Below are 19,063 nucleotides of genomic sequence, written 5' to 3'. Positions count from 1 at the left end.
GCCCACACCGGAACGGCGGGCAGCGGCGCGGCTGCGTCTTCGGCAGCAGCAACAGCCAGCGAGAGCGCGGCCTGGAAGGCTTCCCACACCGCCAACAGCTGGCCGCGCGAGGCATCGAGCAGGGGCGGAAACTTCGCGTCCACGCTGGGCCAGTTGGCGTCTTGTGCCAGTTCGTCGGCTTCGGTCTGCCAGTGCGTCACGTCGGCGCGCAGCGCGTCCCACGCGGCCTGCGCGTCGCGCCATGATTTGGTGGAAAGAACCTCGACACGCTGGGCCATCAGCACGGCGGCTTCGCGCTGTACCTGGGCGCGGTGCTGCAGGTCTTCAATCGTCTTGACGCGGTCGGCCAGCCGCGCTTTCAGGCCGGCCAGCGGCTCACGCGACAGCGGCGCACCGGCCTTGGCGGCGTCGCGCTGCCAGGCCAGCGCGTCAGCCATGTTGAGTTTTTTCAGGGCCAGCAGGGCATTGCCTTTTTCGGCCCATTCAGCGGCCACGGCTTCCTGGCTTTTCAGGCGCTTGGCTTCGTCGAGCTTTTCCTTCAGCGGCTTGGCAGCACCCTTGTCGCGGTTGGCCAGGTCTTTGTAGACCTCGGCCATCTGCTCGGCGCTGGGGCCGGTGGCCAGCCACTCGCGGATGCGCGTGGTGCGCTCGCCGGAGGTGGGCGCGGAGAAAGCGCCACCGGTCAGGCCGTCCAGGGGATGGCTGTCGGCGCTCCTGGCAGCGGGCGTTTTCACGACGGGGGTTTCGGGCTTGGAAGATTTGGACATGGGGAAACGCAGCATATGAATAAGTGGAACCGGCGAAGCGGGATCTTCGGGAATCTGGAAATTGCAGGTCTGCCTCTTGGACTCTCGGGCTGTTGGCGTCAACAGGCAAAGACAGGACCAGCGTAAAAAAGAGGAGCCGCTGGACAGATATCCGCGACCCCCGACCCAAGCTTCAGAAATAAAGCAATGCGGCTATTTTCGCTGTTTTTACGGCATCGCCAAATTAAGTTCGGCACGCGGTGTCCATTTGGCGTCTGCAGGCGCATTTTTGGGTGCACCGAGGAGGAGCCGGGCAGATGGCAGACCGCTGGCCGCCAGGTAGTCCTTGACCGCCACCGCACGCTGCAGGGCCAGCTCTCGCAAGGTGTTGTCATCGGCCACGATGCCGGCCATCAGCAGCTTTTCCATCTCCGGCACAGGCAGGTCTTTGGCCAGGCCTATCAGGTTGCGTGGCTTGGCCATGTCGGCGCGCTGGTAAACCGCCTTGAGCAGCGCCGGATATTCGGCCGGGCTGACGCTGATGGCTGCGGTGCTGCTGCCCCCTTCCCTGACAGTGGCACGGCGCTTCTCGGTACGCACCATCTCCGCGAGCCGTTCACGCTTGAAGCCGTCACGCTCGGCCTCAAGGCTGCTGGTGCCCACCACCGTGAGCTGGAGCGCGGGCCGCTCGGTCAGCGCCTTGGCCACCTTGTCGAGCCCGGCCCGGGCTTCAGGTGCCAACTGCGCGCTGCCAGCCGCAAAGCCCACCGTGCCCAGCTCTTCACCACCGCCGCCCAGCGCGTTGGCCAGCAGGCTGAAGGGCGCGGCAATGGCCTTGACAATCAGGTTGAAGATGACCTTCACGATGACGGGGCCCAAGCTGAACTGCGGGTCGTTGAGCGAGCCGCTGATGGGCAGGTCGACGTCGATCACGCCATGGCGGTCGGCCAGCAGGGCCACGGCCAGCTTGACCGGCAGGCTCGCGGTCGAACCTTCCACCTTGTCGCCGAAGCTGAGCTGGTTCAGGACGAGCTTGTTGCTGGCCGTCAGCTGGCCATCAGGGCGCACCACGTAATTGACATCAACGCTGAGCTTGCCGCGGGTGATGCCATAACCCGAATACTTGACCGAATACGGCGAGAGCGGCGGCAGCTCGAGGTCACGCACCTTGCCCTTGATGTCGAGCGCCAGGGGCTGGGCCAGCGGGTTGAGCTTGCCCAGGATCTCCAGCGAAGCCGTTCCTTCGGCCTTGCCGCGCAGCTCCAGGTCGGCCATCGGAGGCGCCGTGCCGGCGGGCGTGCCGGGAGCGACCGAGGAAAAGGCGCCCAGCCTGCCGGTCAGCTCGCTCAGGTTGGCCGAGTAGCTGGGTTTGACAAACCGGTCGGAAAACAGGACCTTGCCATTGACCAGGCTCATCGGTCCGAAGCTCATGACAGGCGGCGGCCCGGCAGGGCCGGCCGCCGCGGCGGGTGGCGACGCAGCCGCAGCCTTGGCATCTTTTATGCCTGCAGCCCCCGTCTCTCCTGCGCCGGCAGCTATCGTTTTGGAAGCATCCTGGGGCACGGCGGCCGGTGGTTTGAGCAGGTCCTGCAGGTTGATGCGGCCTTCCGGCGTGATGATCACCCGGGCGAAAAAATCGGTGAGCAGTGTTTCCTTTACATCGACACGCGTGGCACGCGCCGGATCCAGCGCTACATGCAGGCCGCGCAGGTTCAGCGACTTCCAGGCCAGCAGCTCCTCGCTGGGCGCCAGCGTGTTGGCGCGGAACTCTTCAAGCGCCACGTCGCCCGTCAGTTGCGCCCGCGGCCCGGCGGGCGTTTGCCGGTAAGCCACGCGGCCCTTGAAGCTGGCGTCGGCACGCAGCAGATCTATATTGACGGTATCCGCAAAATACGGCTCAAACACCTGCACCGGCAGCCTGTCGATGGCCAGGCGCCCCTGGGCCTGGACCGGACTCAGGCCGAGCTCACCGTTGAAGGCCAGCTTACCGGGCTCGAAGCGGCCCGCGCCCGTCCCCAGGCGCAGCGAGGCAGTCAGGGGCATGGCTTTGGCGGGCTGGGCTTTGGGTCCCGGGTCGTCAATAACCAGGCCTCCCAGCCGCGCATTGGCGGCCGTGACTTCAAACCCCACGGGTTTGGCGCCGGCCTTGTCGGAAAAAGACAGGGCACCGCCTTCGAGCTGCACCTCGTTGATAGCCACCGACCAGGACGGCGCAGCGGCCGCCGCTGCGGCATCGGTCCTGGGAGCGGGCGTGTTTGGCGCCTTGCCCTGGGCCACCATCCAGCGTTCATACATCCAGCGCTTGTCGCTGCCCCGCTCCACCAGGGCTTTGGGTTGCATCAGCTGCATGCTGGCAGCCTTGAAGCGCTGGCCTGTCACATCAATATCCACCTTGCCCAGCGCCACCCGCTTGACGGACACCAGCGATGTCTTGCCCTGGGCCAGCTGGACATCACTGACGGCGATCTGCGGCGCCGTAAGCTGCAGCACCTGCGCCCCCTCGCTGCCGGCCGCCTGCCAGTTCACGCCGAGCTGCGCATCAAGCTGGCCATGCAGTGCCGGCAACAGGAACTGGCCCACATACTTGGCCGCCATGGTGAGCGGCCAGGCCACAACATGGGCCGTGACCTGGGCCGCCCGGTCGGTTGCGCTGCCGCTAAAGCTCAGCAGCGCCGGCGCGGGCGCCGCCGCCGGCACGGCTTTCCCTTTCCTGCCGTTCGAAACCGGGGCAACTGGGACGTCCAGCCCCATCGAACCGTCGAACTTCAGCGGCGCGGCCGCCGCAAAGGGAAAACGAATGGCCGAGGCATTGAGCGCCACACCCGCCAGGCGGATCTGCGCCGGTGACGCCAGGGTTTCGTCGAGCCAGTTCACCCTGCCCCCACGCACGACCACGCTGCCAACCTCGACGCGCCATGGTGCAGGGGCAACTGGGGCCGGGGGCTGCGCAGCCGCCGGGGCACTGGCAGCTGCGGTAGCTGGCCGCGCCTCGTTCTTCGAGTCATTTTGGCCTGCAGCCCTTTCGGGTCGGGCGTCGGCAGCTTCGTTATTAATAGCAGAACGAGTTGGCGGCAGCAGCGTCAACCGCCCTGCACGGTCGCGGATCAGGTCCAGCACCGGCGCGCTGAGTGTCACCGTGGAAAGCTTGACCGAGCGCTCCAGCGGCCGCACGTCGTCCATGCCGACCTGCAGGCGCTCAAAGGCCAACAGGTCGCGGCTGTTGGCCTGGGCGTCGAGCACGCGGACCTGGTCGGCGGTCACCGTGCCGGACAGCCGAACCACCGTGGCCGGTGTCTGCTCGAACGCAACCTTGACATCGGCATGGACCACCGCACTGTGCAGCTTGACCGGCAGGCCGACCGGCCAGTAGGCCAGGTAGGGACGCAGGTCAAGGCCACGCAGCGCCAGTGTGGCGTCGGTCTTGTGCGTCTGCGCAAAAGGCGTTCCCACGGCAGAGGTGTCGAAACTGCTGCCGTTGAGCTTGAAAGCCAGGTGCGGGGCGGTCTTGACTTCACGCTGCGACTGCAGGTTGCTCAAAAAAGGCACCGAGAGGTTGAGTTCGCGCAAGGCGTGGGTCTTGCCTGCGGGCGTGTCGGAAAAATCCAGGGAACCACCGGTGAGCACCAGGTTGTAGAGGGCAAAGCGCAGCGGACTGCGCGCCGGCTCGTCAGCAGGTGTCTTCAGGCGTTCAAGGATGTCGTCGATGTCGTAACGCCCCTGGCCCAGATGGTTCAGCGAGAGCACGGGCTCGTCGACGGCAATGGCGTCGGCCACAGGCGCCAGCCGCAGCAGGGACTGCATCTCTGCATCTATATAGAGGCGTTTGATTTTCAGCTGGGGCAATGCCTGGGCAGTTCCCGTTCCGGCGGCCTGCGAAGCAGTTCCCGGCAGGCTGCCCGCTTTGGCGATGGCAAACTCGCTGATCGTCAGCTCCAGCGACCAGGGCTTGAAGTCCACGGCCCCCACCGTGACCTGCCGGCCCAGTTTTTCGGAACCAACCCGCTCGATTTGCGCCTTCAGGAGCACAGGAACCGCGGCATAAGCGAGGGCCCAGATGAACAACAGGGCCGCCACAGCCCAGGCGGCGCGACGCTGCCATCGAGGCGACCGAAACACGGCAACCGTGCGGGCCGGAAATGTTTTCCAGAAGCTCCGGAGCTTGCTTTTCAATTCTTGGCTTGGCATAGGCAGGCAAATAAAAACCCCGGGCAGCGGAGCCGACCGGGGTTGACGGCGGGCGTAATGCTCATGCCGTCGGGCTTCGCAAAGAAGAGAAGATCGTCTCCAGTGCGATGAAAGCAAGTGATTGCTCTCAGGTTGCCAGGGTTGGTTACCCAGCTAATGCTCGAGGTACTCAAGCAATTGCAGATTAAACCTCTGATGACCCCTGTGCAAGTCGAAATTTGTAATCAAACCTGCACTGGCCATCGCCATTTTCTTGAAGATTTACAGCTTGTGGTTTTGTCCTACAGACAGACGGGAAAAGTACCAACTCAAAGCCAAAAAAGTCGCTGCTCGAATGTTCCGGCACTTTCTCGCGAAAACGCTGCAAGCACTTGAGTTAAAAGCCCTTTACTGTCAAAACGTACAGCCATTTCCTGGAAATCAGGGCACCGAATCGGCACTTAGAGGGAATCGCCCAAAAACCAGCGAAGTGTGAAAAATAGGCCTTTTGGGCGGTATTTTGACCTTTTAATTTCATATTTAATATATAAAATCAATTTAATATTATTGACAAGTTATTTAGAGCCCTCATAGAATTCGCCGTCCCACAGAAAACCAAGGGACAACCCGAACCCGCTGCCGAACCCGGCAAAGTCAGACAAGGGGTCAACACCCCCAAGGCCACAGTCCTTGGTTTGATGGCGACCCAATCAAAGCGTGAGGCTCAAAAAGCCGGTGCGCGTAGAAAGGAGTGCTATGACAGCGCTAGGACAATCCACTCTCGCACCGGTGATGCGAACGCTTCAGAAAAACGTGGCCGACAGTCTGGCAAACATTGCCGACGACATCGCCCAGGGGTTTTTTGAAATCACCCACAACAGCTTTGCCCTGCTCGGTCTGGCCGTCGTGTTTGCGGTGATCACCCTGACAGCCCGGCCCGACCTGCGTGACGCTGGCGAATCCCGGCTGAGGGCCTGGCTGCAGGAGCGCCAGGAAGCCGCCATCGGCTTCACCGAGCCCGAGGCCATCGACCGGGCCACCGCGGCCAACCCGAAAGACCTGCCACGCCAGCAGGCGGCGGTGGCCTTCTGGCTCAGCAAAAAATACAACGTGGCGCCCGAGCCCCTGAGCGTGCTGGTTGCCGAAGCCTTTGAAATCGGCCAGAAAGCCAAGCTCGATCCGACCCTGATCCTGGCCATCATGGCCATTGAGTCGGGTTTCAACCCGTTTGCGCAAAGCCCAGTGGGCGCCCAGGGCCTGATGCAGGTCATGACCAACGTTCACCACGCCAAGTACGAAAACTTCGGTGGCAAACTGGCCGCCTTTGACCCGGTGACCAATTTGCGCGTCGGCGTCAAGGTGCTGCAGGAATGTATTGCCCGCGCCGGCTCGGTCGAAGCGGGGTTGAGGTTCTACGTGGGTGCCGCCAACCTTGAAAGCGACGGCGGCTATGCCGCCAAGGTCATGGCTGAGCACGCGCGGCTGCTGGCCGTTGTGAGCGGACGCGCACCGGCCTACACACCGGCCGTGCGGCCGCCGCTGGCCATCCCTGCGTCCTTGCCTGCAGCGCCCGAACCCGGCGAAATGCCTGGCGAAAAAACCACCGGCAAAGTTGCCAGCCTGGCAACGTCCTGATCCAGCCCGGGCTTTCCACAGCCCGAAGGCGAGTCCGGCGCTGACTCCGCTACACTAGCAGGGTGCGCAACTGGCGATAGGCGACCCCTGCACAAAGGGCGTCAGCTGACGTGGGATACCACTGGGAAGCGCACCGCTGACGTCATCGGTGACTACAGCGTTCAGCCGTTCGCCTGGGCAGCCCTTGTTTCATGCCTGCCATGACAGGGACCACGTCTTGAAGGACTGCCATGTACGACCGCACCATTCTTGTGGAACAAACCGACCCCGAACTGTGGGCCGCCATCATCGCTGAGAACGCGCGCCAGGAACACCACATCGAGCTGATTGCCAGCGAAAACTACGCCTCACCCGCCGTGATGGCCGCACAGGGCTCGCAACTCACAAACAAATACGCCGAAGGCTACCCCGGCCGCCGCTACTACGGTGGCTGCGAACATGTGGACGTGGCCGAGCAGCTGGCGATTGACCGCGTCAAGAAAATCTTCGGCGCTGAAACCGCCAACGTGCAGCCGCATTGCGGCGCCTCCGCCAACGAAGCCGTCTTCCTGGCCTTCCTCAAGCCCGGCGACACCATCATGGGCATGAGCCTGGCCGAAGGCGGCCACCTGACCCACGGCATGGCGCTCAACATGAGCGGCAAGTGGTTCAACGTGGTCTCCTACGGCCTGAACGCCAAGGAAGAGATCGACTACGAAGCGATGGAACGCAAGGCGCATGAAACAAAGCCCAAGCTGATCATCGCCGGCGCGTCGGCCTATTCCCTCGGCATCGACTTTGCGCGCTTTGCCAAGGTAGCCAAGGACGTGGGCGCGATCTTCATGGTCGACATGGCCCACTATGCCGGCCTGATCGCCGCAGGCATCTACCCAAACCCGGTGCCGCACGCCGACGTGGTGACCTCGACCACCCACAAAAGCCTGCGCGGACCGCGCGGCGGCATCATCCTGATGAAAGCCGAGCACGAAAAAGCCATCAACAGCGCCATTTTCCCCGGCCTGCAGGGCGGCCCGCTGATGCACGTGATTGCGGCCAAGGCGGTGGCCTTCAAGGAAGCGCTGGCGCCCGAGTTCAAGACCTACCAACAGCAGGTGCTCAAGAACGCACAAATCGTGGCCGAAACGCTGACGCAACGCGGCCTGCGCATTGTCAGCGGCCGCACCGAAAGCCACGTCATGCTGGTGGACCTGCGCGCCAAGGGCATCACCGGCAAGGAAGCCGAAGCCGTGCTGGGCAGCGCCCACATGACGATCAACAAGAATGCCATTCCCAACGACCCGGAAAAACCGATGGTCACCAGCGGCGTGCGCATCGGCACCCCGGCCATGACCACGCGCGGCTTCAAGGACGAGGAAGCGCGCTTGACGGCCAACCTGATTGCCGACGTGCTCGACAATCCGCGAGATGCAGCAAACATTGAAGCGGTTCGTGCCAAGGTCAATGCCCTGACCAGCCGTTTCCCGGTATACCGTTAACCATGCGGCGCAGCTCAGGCACTATGTTTTTGATAGCTGCCTGCGCCCGCCACACAAGGGCTGGAGGCCAAAAATGCTGATGAATCCAGGCAGAGCCGCATGAAGTGCCCCTTCTGCGGCAATCTGGAAACCCAGGTGGTTGAAACGCGGGTGTCGGAAGACGCAGACTTCATACGCCGCCGCCGCCAGTGCGGCGCGTGTGAAAAACGCTTCACCACCTACGAGCGGCCCGACGTCAACTTTCCGGCCATCGTCAAGAAAGACGGCCGCCGCATCGAGTACAAGCGCAGCAAGATCCTCGGCTCCATGAACCTCGCCTTGCGCAAACGCCCTGTCAGCACCGAACAGGTCGACTCCGCCATTGAACGCATCGAAGAAAAACTCCTCAACCTGGGCCTGCGCGAAGTCCCCTCAGCCCGCCTGGGCGAACTCGTCATGCGCGAGCTGAAAAAACTCGACAAGGTTGCCTATGTGCGCTTTGCGAGCGTGTACCGGAGTTTTGAGGATATTGACGAGTTCAAGACGCTGGTGGATGAGGTCAGAAGATAGCAAATAGTCAGATCGACTATCTATGGCAATCCACCTGAGGGCTGCAGCAGATTAGTGGTAGCGGGAGCCCGACGGTCGGAACCGGCAACTTCAGCCCCGGTTCCTATACTGAGCCCATGCCCCAGTACTCCACCACCAGACTGAAGCCACCGGCCTCCAGACCCGACCGCACTGGGATCTCCCCAAGGAGATCAAGCTCGGGGTTCACTATCATTGAACTGATGGTCGCGATCGTGGTATTAGGCGTCATCCTCGCCTTTGGGCTTCCGAATTTGAGGGAATTTTTGGTTCGCAATCAGGTCGGGACCATCACCAGCGAATTTGCCAGCGACATTGCACGGGCCAGAGTCGAGGCCATCAGTCGAAACAACTGCGTGACCATTTGCATGTCCAGCAACACTGCCAATGCATTGACGGGGGGCACACCAACTTGTGCAGGCGCCGGGACCAACTGGCAGGCTGGCTGGATTGTTTTTTCGAATCCGAGCTGCAGCCCCACCCAAGACGACCCAACAACCGTGAACTCAACACTAATTGCGGTCCGCCAGGCCGGAGCAGACTCGTTTACGCTGACGCCCGCATCAGGCACTCTACGCAGACTTATTTTCGACTCTAGAGGCTTGGCAGCTTTGACCCAAGAGACCTTCACATTGAGCTACACCCCAGAAGCCGTAGGTAGTCCTCATTACCGAACCATTTGTCTAAGCACTGCAGGGCGAGTAATTACAAAGAAGGGAGGGAGTACATGTCCATAACACGCCAGCGAGGTGCGGGCTTGATTGAAGCCCTCGTAGCCATTCTTGTACTGTCCATCGGGCTGCTGGGCATGGTGGGCATGCAAACGGCCTCCGTCAAATTCGAGCAAACCGGGTGGGTGAGGTCTGCGCTTTCCTCCAATATCAGCAGTCTGGCAGACCGCATCCGGGCCAACGCCAGTGCGGATCCCGTCGCCTACACCTTTACCAGAACGTACGCCGCGGAACGCGCCTCCATTGAAGCCACCAGCGCCTATCTCACACCGGCAAAGGACTGCAACGCCGAGATTTGCACCAACGCAGAGCTGGCCGCTTATGACCTGCAGATCTGGCGTAGCGACTTGAACCAGCAACTCCCAGGTGCCGTAGGTTTTGTGACTCCCACGGGCGTGAAAGGTGTGGATCTGCGTTTCGGAATCACCGTCGCCTGGTTCAATAAAGACTTCCTCGACGAAACCGACCCCGACCCTAACGTGAAAACTTTACGCCAGCCCGTCGCTTGTACAGCCGCCACAACGGGTATTGCCGCCCGCAACTGCTGTCCCGCCGCGGTAGGCACTCCAGCGGCCCTGGCAGGCGTTCAGTGTGTCAACCTGGAGATTATTCCGTGATCAAAACCGGCTATCACCGTAAGGCATCCCTGGCCCCGCAAAACGGGGTGAGCCTGATCGAACTGCTGGTGAGTCTGGTCATCAGTCTGGTGATCGCGCTGGCCGCAGCCGCCGCCTATCTGGGAACGCGCGCTACTGCCACGGCGATGTCCAACGTTGCGGGCATGAACGAGACCGGAAAACTTGCGCTGGACATGGTCGGGCGCGATCTCCAAATGGCCGGATTTTTTCCCGCCATTGTGCAAAGTCCGACCAGCGATCAGTACGCAGGGGGGTTCAGCAACACGAAAAATATAGCAATGGCAGCCTACAGCCAAGGGCTGTTCGGTTGCGATGGCGGCTTGTTTAATCCGACCACAGGCGCATGCCCCTCCCCTACCGCTGGCGCCCCTGACTCGGTGGTGGTCAATTATTTTGCGAAAGCAGAGCTTGACGCAACGACGTTTGTCAGTGGCTTCGATTGCCTGAGGGCAAACGTTTCAGCGGACCCTAGCAACGTCATCCAGGCGGCGGCGGGACGGCCTCTTTATGTCTCCAACCGGTTTGGACTGACAAATACAACCTACACCAAGCCAGGGCCAGGGGGCACCACGCAAACCATCACCACCAAAAGCCTCGCCTGCAATGGCAATGGGAAAGCCGCGGAAGACACTGTGTATCAGCCGATTTTCGAAGGCGTTGAGGACATGACACTTGCCTATGGCGTTCATGGGGGAACGGGCGGACTGTCTCCGCAGACTTACTACACCGCGACGGAAGTGGCTGCCTTGCCAACCATCGGCGGTATGACAGGTTGGCAGCGAGTCACCGCGGTTCGGATATGTGTGTTAACGCGCAGCCCCGACAGCATTCGGACCCAGGACAAAGCGGGCAGCCTGCGCACCTATACCAATTGCAGAGGGGCTAGCGTCACCTATGCGGCAACGGACCGATCGCTGTACAAGAGGTTCGAGCGTGTATTTGCCATTCGCAACAACCTGACTGGAACTTACTGATGCAACTCGCCAAGTTTGCATATCGGCCGTCGCTCCGCATGGAAACGGGTGTGTCCCTTCCTGTGGTCCTCATGTTCCTTCTGGTCATCACGATCCTGGGCACTTTGGGTATCCGGCGGGCTACCACCGGCGAGACGTTGTCCAGAAACCAGCTTGACTATGAGGTGGCAAGGCAAGCCGCCGAAGCGGCCTTGCGTGATGGCGAGCGCGACCTGCGAATTCCATCTGTCCTTCAGACCAACGCGTTGTGTGCCCGCGACACCAACCGGCCGCTTGTAGTTGGCGCTCCGCATTTCGATACGAATTGCCCCCGTGGGCAATGCAGGTTTGAGTTGACGCACTACGACACCAGCAACTACATGGCCACTCCCGTCGTCAACCCTGAGCCCTGGTGGCCCACCATTAATGACAAGCAGGGGCGGTGGGATGGTGATCCTGCCGGCGCCGCCAGCCCCAAACCGGGAGATGCCACGGGCGTCAACGTCAACTGCAACTTCGACGGTTCCGTTCCACTTGGTACGTTCACGGGCGTCGCGCGGCTCGCCGGTGTGGCCAGGCAGCCAGAGTATCTCATTGAATACTTGGGAAGAGGCGATGACCAACTGATGCGCATCACATCCAGAGGGTTTGGCGCAGACATCAACACAGAAGTTGTTATGCAGACTTATTACCGGCCCTACAAATAAAAGGAAATACGATGAAAGAAAAACTTTTCTTTGCCGGTCTTTTTCTTGCCGTTGCGTGCTGGCAAGCACCGGCAGCTGCACAAGCACTGACGCCGGCGATACCGCCCAACATCGTGACCTCCACCCCGAGGCCAATGATCATGCTGAATATGTCGAAAGACCATCAGCTGTTTTACCGGGCTTATGACGAATTTTCCGATCTCGACGGAGACGGACTGCCGGAAACCACCTACAAGCACAGTTTCAACTATTACGGCTACTTCGACTCCTACAAGTGTTACAGCTACAGCGGCACCACGAATCGGTTTGACCCTGTCAGTACCAATACGACCAAATACTGCTCAGGCAACTGGAGTGGTAATTTCCTGAACTGGGCCACCATGACACGTATTGATGTGGTGCGCAAAGTTCTGTATGGCGGCCATCGTTCGACCGACACTGCTGCTCTTACGGTGCTCGAGCGAGCCAGTTTGCCTACAGACGCCCATTCGTTTGCCAAGTACTACAAGGGGGACGATCTCGCGCAACTCACACCCTTCAGCGCATCCCAGTTGGCAGCATCGGCCACCATCAGCAACAATGGCAACAACAACGCCAGGCGGCAAGTCCGGTTTGTTGCAGGCAGCAATAAAGCGTATCGAAACAATGACGGCAGCGCGCCTTCGGCTGCCACCTCAACCACCTGCGAAAGCAAGGTCGTCGCTTACTATGCCGCCCAAGACCCCCCTACCACGCCTCCACCCGACTACCATTGCGTCACCTACTCAGTCACCCTAAACAGCACGTTCACCATAGAGGTGGGAGATCAGGTAAGGGCCGTTGACGAGGGCAATGCAGCACGCTATATGGAGGGTGTTGCCTTGGAGGTCAACAGTACGGATGGCTGGTTCAACATGGTGGTCACGCCAACCGGATACGTAACACCAGGCAGCGCCAGCAGCAATTTCAAGAATTGGACAATTCAAAATCTGACGCAAACCTCCGCCACTATTTGTAATACAACCCTCGGCGACAACCTGACCGCAAATTCTCCATTCAACACCAACACAGCGGGCAATGGAGATTCCCATACCAATGCCAACCCGCCCTTGATGCGCATCGCAAGAGGCGACTACCAGCTATGGAATGCCAATGAACGCTGGCAGTGCCATTGGAGCGGTGAAAAAAGCGCATCCAACGGCAACAACGTCGGCATTACCGGGCTGGGGGCAGGCTCAAGCAACCCGACCAAAGGCACGCAGGGCGTGGTCGTGTCGGGGAGCGGGCCAGACTTTATTGTCCGTGTCGCGGCCTGCAACTCAACGCTGCTGGGCACCGAAAACTGCAAACAGTACCCGTCAGGCAACTTCAAACCCCAGGGCTTGCTGCACGAGTATGGGGAAGGCAACCTTGCAGAATTCGGGTTGATGACCGGTTCCTTTGCGAAAAATATCAGCGGCGGTGTACTTCGAAGTAATTTGCAGTCATTCCGCAACGAAGTGAATTACACAACCGATGGCACGTATACAACCACCCAGGGCATTGTTTACACCATCAACAAGCTGCGCGTTTACGGCTATCGGTATAGCGACGGCACCTATATCGGAGATGGTAACTGTACTTTTCAGCTGACGTCGCTGACAGACAACCAGTGCACCAGCTGGGGTAACCCCATGGGTGAAATGTTCACAGAGGCGCTCCGCTATCTTGGCGGCCTGTCTCCAAGTTCCAATTACGACTACACACAAACAGGCTCAAAAGATGCCGCCATGGGTCTACCAAAACCGGCCTGGGTTGATCCAGTGAACCGGGCCGATGCTGCCGCCAAGACAGCTGCCGACGCCATATTCGGACAGGGCCAGTGCCGCGCCATCAATGCCATTAATTTCAATTCCAGCGTGACGTCTTATGACAACAACACTGGCACCCAGTGGAGCCCATTCGCCACGCTGCCGGGTGGCCCCAGCCTGGTCAACATGATCAACGTGATCGGCACCGATGAAGGGATTCATGGCAACAAGTTCTTCATTGGAAACAATGGCACGACCAACGATGGAACCTGTACCGGCAAGACCATTTCCACACTGGCGGCAGCAGACGGTTTGTGCCCTGACGCGCCAACCTATGCGGGCTCGTATGCACTGTCCGGCGCTGCCTATTGGGCCAGAACCAACGCTGTGCGGACGCCAACTGCCGCGCAGTTGATCGCGAATCCGGATGCGTTCAAAGTCAAAAGCTTTTCGGTCGCACTGTCTCCCGGAAAACCCCGTATTGAAATTCCGCACCCTACCCTTGCGGGCCGCAAAATCATTATCCAGCCCTCCTACCAACTGGTTGCGGGTGGCGCGGTTGGTGGCGGTACCCTGGTTGACTTCCGTGTCGTGGGTACCCCCACGGCCACATCCGGAAAATTCCTGATCATTTGGGAAGACTCCGAGCAAGGTGGTGACTACGACAGTGATGCTTCGGGCATCCTGCGGTACGAGGTCGTAGGCACCAAGGTGTACGTGTACACCCGGGTTTTTAATGCCGCATCAGTGAACCCTCAAGGTTTTGGTTACACCATATCCGGCAGCACCAAAGATGGCGCGCACTTCCATTCCGGCATTTATACCTACAACTTCAACGACAGCACCTCGCCGACCGTGACAAAGGCCGACGGTACTGCGCACAGCAATATCAACGGAACGGGTGGTTGCCGTAACTGCGAAGTGAACCAGGAAGAAAGCCGGGCTGAGTACGATTTCGGCACAGCAACTGCTGGACAGTTGCAAGACCCCCTGTGGTACGCGGCCAAATGGGGCGGTTTCAGCAAAAACGAAAATGTCACCGTTCCTCCGTCTGACCCCAAGATCTATTTCGAGAAACCCACCGCGGACAAAGCCAACTGGGACGTAAAAAAACTCGATGGAACATCTGGGGCAGATGGTTATCCAGACAATTATTTCCTGGCGATTCGACCCAGCGAGCTTGAAAAAGCCCTCAGGGCTGCGTTCAGCGCCATCGTTGGCGCATCCAACACGGCGCCCGCCGTGGCGTCTGCGCAGATTCAGTCGGGCAGCCTGAAATACCTGGCGAGCTTCGACGCAGACGATGGCCACGGCGAACTCCTGACGTTCATCGTCAAAGCGGATGGCTCCTTTGATGTTGTCCTGAAAACCGACGGCACCCTTGATCGCACGCACTACAATTGGGCCGCCCATACCAAATTGACGGCGTTGGCTCCAGCATCGCGTCAGATCATTACCAATGTGGGCAATTCAACCGGTCTGCCATTTACATGGGCAGCCCTGTCAGATCCCGTCAAAACCATTGCCTTTGGTGGGACCAACGCCACGGCGGAGGCCAAACTAAACTGGTTGCGGGGTAGCCGCACCGACGAAACGCCAAATGGGTTCCGGTTTCGCAAGCGCAATGCCAACTCCATCATGGGTCCCGTTGTGAGTTCCAACCCAACGGTAACCTCGCCACCGAGTGCAAGTTTCTTCGGCTCAAGATTTCCGGGATATGGCGCCTTTGTGACCGCAAACAAAAATCGCAAAAGCATTGTCTGGGTAGGCGCGGGCGATGGCATGCTCCATGGATTCAACGCGGCAAGCCCCACATCCACAGGCGGAACGCCCATCGTTTCCTATGTGCCGCAGCTCCTTCACTCCCGCCTGCAGGACTGGGTAGAACCGGCCACAGAAAAAGTGCAGGCCTTCCAGGATGGGACTCCTTATTCAGCTGACGTGCTGCTGGGCTCGACCATTATCAACACCGGAGATCCCGCTTACGACGCCGCCGCACCTGCGGCAGCCTGGAAAACCTATCTATTTGCCTCTCTGGGACGCGGCGGCAAGGGCATCTACGCCCTTGATGTCACCGACCCGGATGCATTGACTGAAACCAACGCAGCCAGTATCTTCAAATGGCAATTCTCCGAGGCAGATGACAGCAGCGGCGACCTGGGCTACAACCTGGCCCAAATGGGTGCAATCAGCCGGGTAAGTCAGCAATCCTCGGCGGTCGTCAAGATGAACAACGGCAAATTCGCCGTGCTCATGCCGAATGGCGTCAACAGCACCAACGGCTCTGCAGCCCTTTACATCCTGTTTGCCAATGGTCCCTATGGAGGGGTTTGGTCTCCGTCTACAAATTACGTCAAACTCGTGGCAGACGGCGGCCCCGCCAATGGGCTTTCACAAGCAACATGGGTAGATACCAACAATGACGGCGTAGCAGACTACATCTACGCCGGTGACCTGAAGGGGAATTTGTGGAAGTTTGATGTATCCAGTTCCAACCAGGCCAACTGGAAGGTTGCGTATGCCAACGCCGATGGAACGAATAAACGCCCCTTGTTTATCGCAAAACAATCCGACGCTTCTGCGCTTCGGCTGCCTATCACCTCCGCGCCCGAGTACCGCTTTCATCCCCTCGGCGGCGTGGTGATCAATTTTGCGACTGGAAAATCGATTGTTTCTTCGGATTTTCCGGATGGTTCTGGCCGAACCCATGCCATCTTCGGCATCTGGGATGCGCCTCTCTACTCCAGTGCCAGCTATGTATCCAACCCGGCCTTGCTGGATGATGCCAGCACCGGCCTGCCTCGTCTTCGTACCCAACTGGCAGCACGTACCTTCAACCGTATCACCGTCGACGACGCAGATCCAACCAACGGCGTTGTCGGTGAAGGCTATGTCACCGGTACGGCCATGGACTGGACCAGCAAAAAAGGGTGGTACGTCGGTCTTCCGGACACCTCCGAAATGGTGGTCAGCAACCCTACGATCACACAGGGCCTGCTTGCTACGGTTTCCATTGCCCCGGCCGCAACCAGTGCCAATATCTGTTTCAGTGGGCCGGTTGCGTATTCCACGTTCCTGGACCCGATTAGCGGCATGCTGGATTCGGATATTTTTGGAACGCGTACGATCGGCGGTGTCGTCTATCACATAGCGTCGATAAAAATTACCGATCAGCGCGTCACGTTTTCCAGAGATGCCACCAGTACCCAATGCGCCTCGGGCGATCAGGACTGCACCCGTATCATCGGTGACACAACCGACATAACGGCGAGAGCTCCGAATACTGCAGCGCGAATCTACTGGCGTGAAATCCCCTCCTTCAAAACAAGGTAAGCAAGCATGAAACCCGCTCCAAAAGTGTTGGCAGGAGGCCGTAGCCCGCACGTCTTCAACCTCGATCGCGGCTTTACCCTCATTGAACTCATGATTGTTGTTGCAGTCATTGGAATTCTTGCTGCCATTGCCTTCCCGAGTTACCAGGAACACATCGCCAAGAGCAGGCGCGCGGAAGTACGCACAATATTGCTGGAAGCTTCCCAGTGGATGGAGCGCCACTACTCTGAAAATTTCAGATATGACGTCAACACCGCCGGAACAGCTGTTGCAGACATCTTCCCAGCAAACCTGGCACAGTCCCCCAGAGGCTCCGGAGGCGCCTATACGATTGCAGTATCAGCGTCAGCGGCAAGAAGCTACACCCTCACGGCAACGCGCGTTGCAGGAGGGCCCGTGGCGTCCGACAAGTGTGGCGACTTTCAGATCACCAACACGGGCGTCAAAAGCAACCCCGGATTCTCCACATCCTCCTTTAGCTCCGCATCGGCAGCAGCTACGGCTTGCTGGAAGTAGTTGTCATTCGCGGGCGCTAAAGGCCTGAATTGAAATTCAGTGAACTGCCGGACATGCGGTGGATGGTAGCGATCGCTACTTCCGTGGCCCTGCATTACGGAGTTTTTGTCGCACAGCCGCTATTTTCGCGTTTCGGCTCGCCTCAAGGACAAGCCCAGTCCAACGGTGCCGTACAGCACATCGTTGCTCGCGTGATCGAACAACCGTCAACGTCCGTGGGCAGCCTCCCAATGACAGCGGCAACGGCAACGCCAGAAATGCCGCAACCGCCCAAGATCGAAGCAGGTGGTGTGCGGGGCGCAGCGGCTTCGATGCATCGGAATGCCTGGCTCCCCGACGCAGATACCAGGTTTTACGGCATTGCAGAGGTAGACCAACCGGCACTCCCTGTCCTGAACTGGCAACTTCCTCCGCAAACTCCTGCCTCTATCCAACTTCGACACCTGATCGTTCAGGTCTGGATAGCCGAAAATGGAGATATCCTGAATGTGGCGTTACTTTCCTCGCAACCGCAAATCCCGCGGGAGCAAAAGCAGAACATCGAACAGAGCTTGAAGCAAACCAAAATGACTCCTGCCACTAAAAATGGCCGGCAGGTAGCCAGCCAACGAACACTCGAAATGGCGCTTGAGTCCTGATTTTTTTCCGCTTGCGTCATTGCTGGTACTTTTTTGATCCAGATTGCACAAAATTGGCTGGTTTACTTTGATCTCAAGCGACATGACAAGCGCCCTGGCTCTTGCTCGGGATTCCATGCTTCTGACTTCTCCCAACCCCCGGGTCGGTGCGATCTACACCGCTGATGACGGTCAGATTCTGGGCAGAGGCCATACCCAACGCGCTGGCGGCCCGCACGCCGAAATAGCGGCCCTGCGCGATGCCGCCGCCCGCGGCCATTCACTAGCCGGCGCCACCGCCTACGTCACCCTCGAACCCTGTTCCCACCACGGCCGTACCGGTCCCTGCTGCGACGCGCTGATTGCGGCTGGCATCAAAAAAGTGGTTGCCTCCATCGCGGATCCCAATCCACTGGTGTCCGGCCAGGGCTTCGAGCGTCTGCGTGCCGCGGGCATTGAGGTCGAGGTCGGTCCGGGCGCGGAGGAGTCCCGCGAGCTGAACATCGGGTTTTTCAGCCGCATGATCCGCAAGACACCCTGGGTGCGGATGAAGGTGGCTGCGTCGCTTGACGGCAAGACGGCGCTGGACAACGGGGCCAGCCAGTGGATCACGTCCGAGACTGCGCGTATCGATGGTCACGCCTGGCGGGCTCGCTCCTGTGCCGTCCTCACCGGCATCGGCACCGTGCTGGAGGACAACCCGCGCCTTGACGTGAGGATGGTCGACACGCCACGCCAGCCGCACCTGGTGGTGGTGGACAGCCGCCTCGAGACCCCGCTGGATGCTCACCTTTTCATAGCTGGACGCGCGCTCTACATCTACGCTTCCGAGCAAAATGATGCCAAAAAAGCTGCGCTTGAGGCGCGTGGTGCAACCGTCATCTATCTGCCCAATGCCCAGGGCAAGGTGGATCTGGCGGCCATGCTGCACGATCTGGCGCGCCGCGAGGTCAACGAGCTACATGTGGAGGCCGGGCACAAGCTCAATGGCTCGCTGATCCGCGAAGGGCTGGTGGACGAGTTTGTGGTGTACCTGGCGCCCAAATTGATCGGCCAGGGGGCGGGCATCGCCAGTTTCGGTCCCATCACCGAGCTTTCCCAGGCGGTGAACCTCGATTTCCGCTCCAGCGACAGGCTGGGGCCCGACCTACGCATCGTCGCGCGGGTCAGCGGGCGCGACCGCTTTTAGGCCTTCTTTGCGCCGCGGCCCTT

Annotated in this window: 12 protein-coding genes, 1 pseudogene and 1 riboswitch; of the genes and pseudogenes, 11 read left to right on the top strand and 2 right to left on the bottom strand. The window is 59.9% G+C overall.

Going from position 1 to position 19,063, the window contains the following annotated elements:
• Both WA904_RS04510 and WA904_RS04505 read right to left on the bottom strand, forming a co-directional pair.
• Positions 1–767, bottom strand: a pseudogene (locus tag WA904_RS04510) (DUF349 domain-containing protein); the annotation flags it as partial.
• Positions 768–974: 207 nt separating this feature from the next.
• Positions 975–4,931, bottom strand: coding sequence for a DUF748 domain-containing protein (locus WA904_RS04505; RefSeq protein ID WP_425195928.1), 3,957 nt, complete (start codon positions 4,929–4,931; stop codon positions 975–977).
• A 735-nt stretch (positions 4,932–5,666) separates the two neighbouring features.
• On the opposite strand from WA904_RS04505, the gene WA904_RS04500 reads away from it, so the two are divergent.
• The 11 genes from WA904_RS04500 to ribD all read left to right on the top strand — a co-directional run bounded on the left by WA904_RS04500 (position 5,667) and on the right by ribD (position 19,040).
• Positions 5,667–6,545 (top strand): transglycosylase SLT domain-containing protein, encoded by an 879-nt coding sequence (locus WA904_RS04500; RefSeq protein WP_425195927.1) that lies wholly within the window; start codon positions 5,667–5,669, stop codon positions 6,543–6,545.
• Positions 6,546–6,601: 56 nt separating this feature from the next.
• Positions 6,602–6,731, top strand: a riboswitch (ZMP/ZTP riboswitch).
• Between the two features lie 44 nt (positions 6,732–6,775).
• Positions 6,776–8,020, top strand: a complete 1,245-nt coding sequence (glyA, locus tag WA904_RS04495) for a serine hydroxymethyltransferase (protein WP_425195926.1) — start codon at positions 6,776–6,778, stop codon at positions 8,018–8,020.
• A gap of 99 nt (positions 8,021–8,119) precedes the next feature.
• Positions 8,120–8,569, top strand: a complete 450-nt coding sequence (gene nrdR / locus WA904_RS04490; protein ID WP_425195925.1) for a transcriptional regulator NrdR — start codon at positions 8,120–8,122, stop codon at positions 8,567–8,569.
• 116 nt (positions 8,570–8,685) lie between these two features.
• The gene (locus WA904_RS04485; RefSeq protein ID WP_425195924.1) at positions 8,686–9,324 is read left to right on the top strand and encodes a GspH/FimT family pseudopilin; all 639 of its coding nucleotides are present in this window, start codon (positions 8,686–8,688) and stop codon (positions 9,322–9,324) included.
• Entirely contained in the window at positions 9,315–9,935 is a 621-nt protein-coding gene (pilV, locus tag WA904_RS04480) for a type IV pilus modification protein PilV (RefSeq protein ID WP_425195923.1), read from the top strand. Before WA904_RS04485 ends, pilV begins: the two co-directional genes overlap by 10 nt.
• Positions 9,932–10,930: a PilW family protein gene (locus tag WA904_RS04475; RefSeq protein ID WP_425195922.1), complete on the top strand. Its 999-nt coding sequence runs from the start codon at positions 9,932–9,934 to the stop codon at positions 10,928–10,930. The genes pilV and WA904_RS04475 overlap by 4 nt, the downstream gene beginning before the upstream one ends.
• Positions 10,930–11,616 (top strand): pilus assembly PilX family protein, encoded by a 687-nt coding sequence (locus WA904_RS04470; RefSeq protein WP_425195921.1) that lies wholly within the window; start codon positions 10,930–10,932, stop codon positions 11,614–11,616. Before WA904_RS04475 ends, WA904_RS04470 begins: the two co-directional genes overlap by 1 nt.
• Before the next feature lie 11 nt (positions 11,617–11,627).
• Positions 11,628–16,718: a pilus assembly protein gene (locus WA904_RS04465; protein WP_425195920.1), complete on the top strand. Its 5,091-nt coding sequence runs from the start codon at positions 11,628–11,630 to the stop codon at positions 16,716–16,718.
• 6 nt (positions 16,719–16,724) lie between these two features.
• Positions 16,725–17,234 carry a type IV pilin protein gene (locus tag WA904_RS04460; RefSeq protein WP_425195919.1) on the top strand — a complete coding sequence of 170 codons (510 nt, stop codon included), beginning with the start codon at positions 16,725–16,727 and terminating at the stop codon, positions 17,232–17,234.
• Between the two features lie 29 nt (positions 17,235–17,263).
• On the top strand, positions 17,264–17,872 hold the full coding sequence (locus WA904_RS04455; RefSeq protein WP_425195918.1) for a hypothetical protein: 609 nt from the start codon (positions 17,264–17,266) through the stop codon (positions 17,870–17,872).
• Positions 17,873–17,954: 82 nt separating this feature from the next.
• Positions 17,955–19,040 carry a bifunctional diaminohydroxyphosphoribosylaminopyrimidine deaminase/5-amino-6-(5-phosphoribosylamino)uracil reductase RibD gene (gene ribD, locus WA904_RS04450; protein WP_425195917.1) on the top strand — a complete coding sequence of 362 codons (1,086 nt, stop codon included), beginning with the start codon at positions 17,955–17,957 and terminating at the stop codon, positions 19,038–19,040.
• The last annotated feature ends 23 nt before the right edge of the window (positions 19,041–19,063 follow it).

Source organism: Polaromonas sp. (assembly GCF_049790275.1).
Taxonomy (GTDB): domain Bacteria; phylum Pseudomonadota; class Gammaproteobacteria; order Burkholderiales; family Burkholderiaceae_C; genus Polaromonas.
This window is presented reverse-complemented; position numbering and strand designations above follow the sequence as displayed.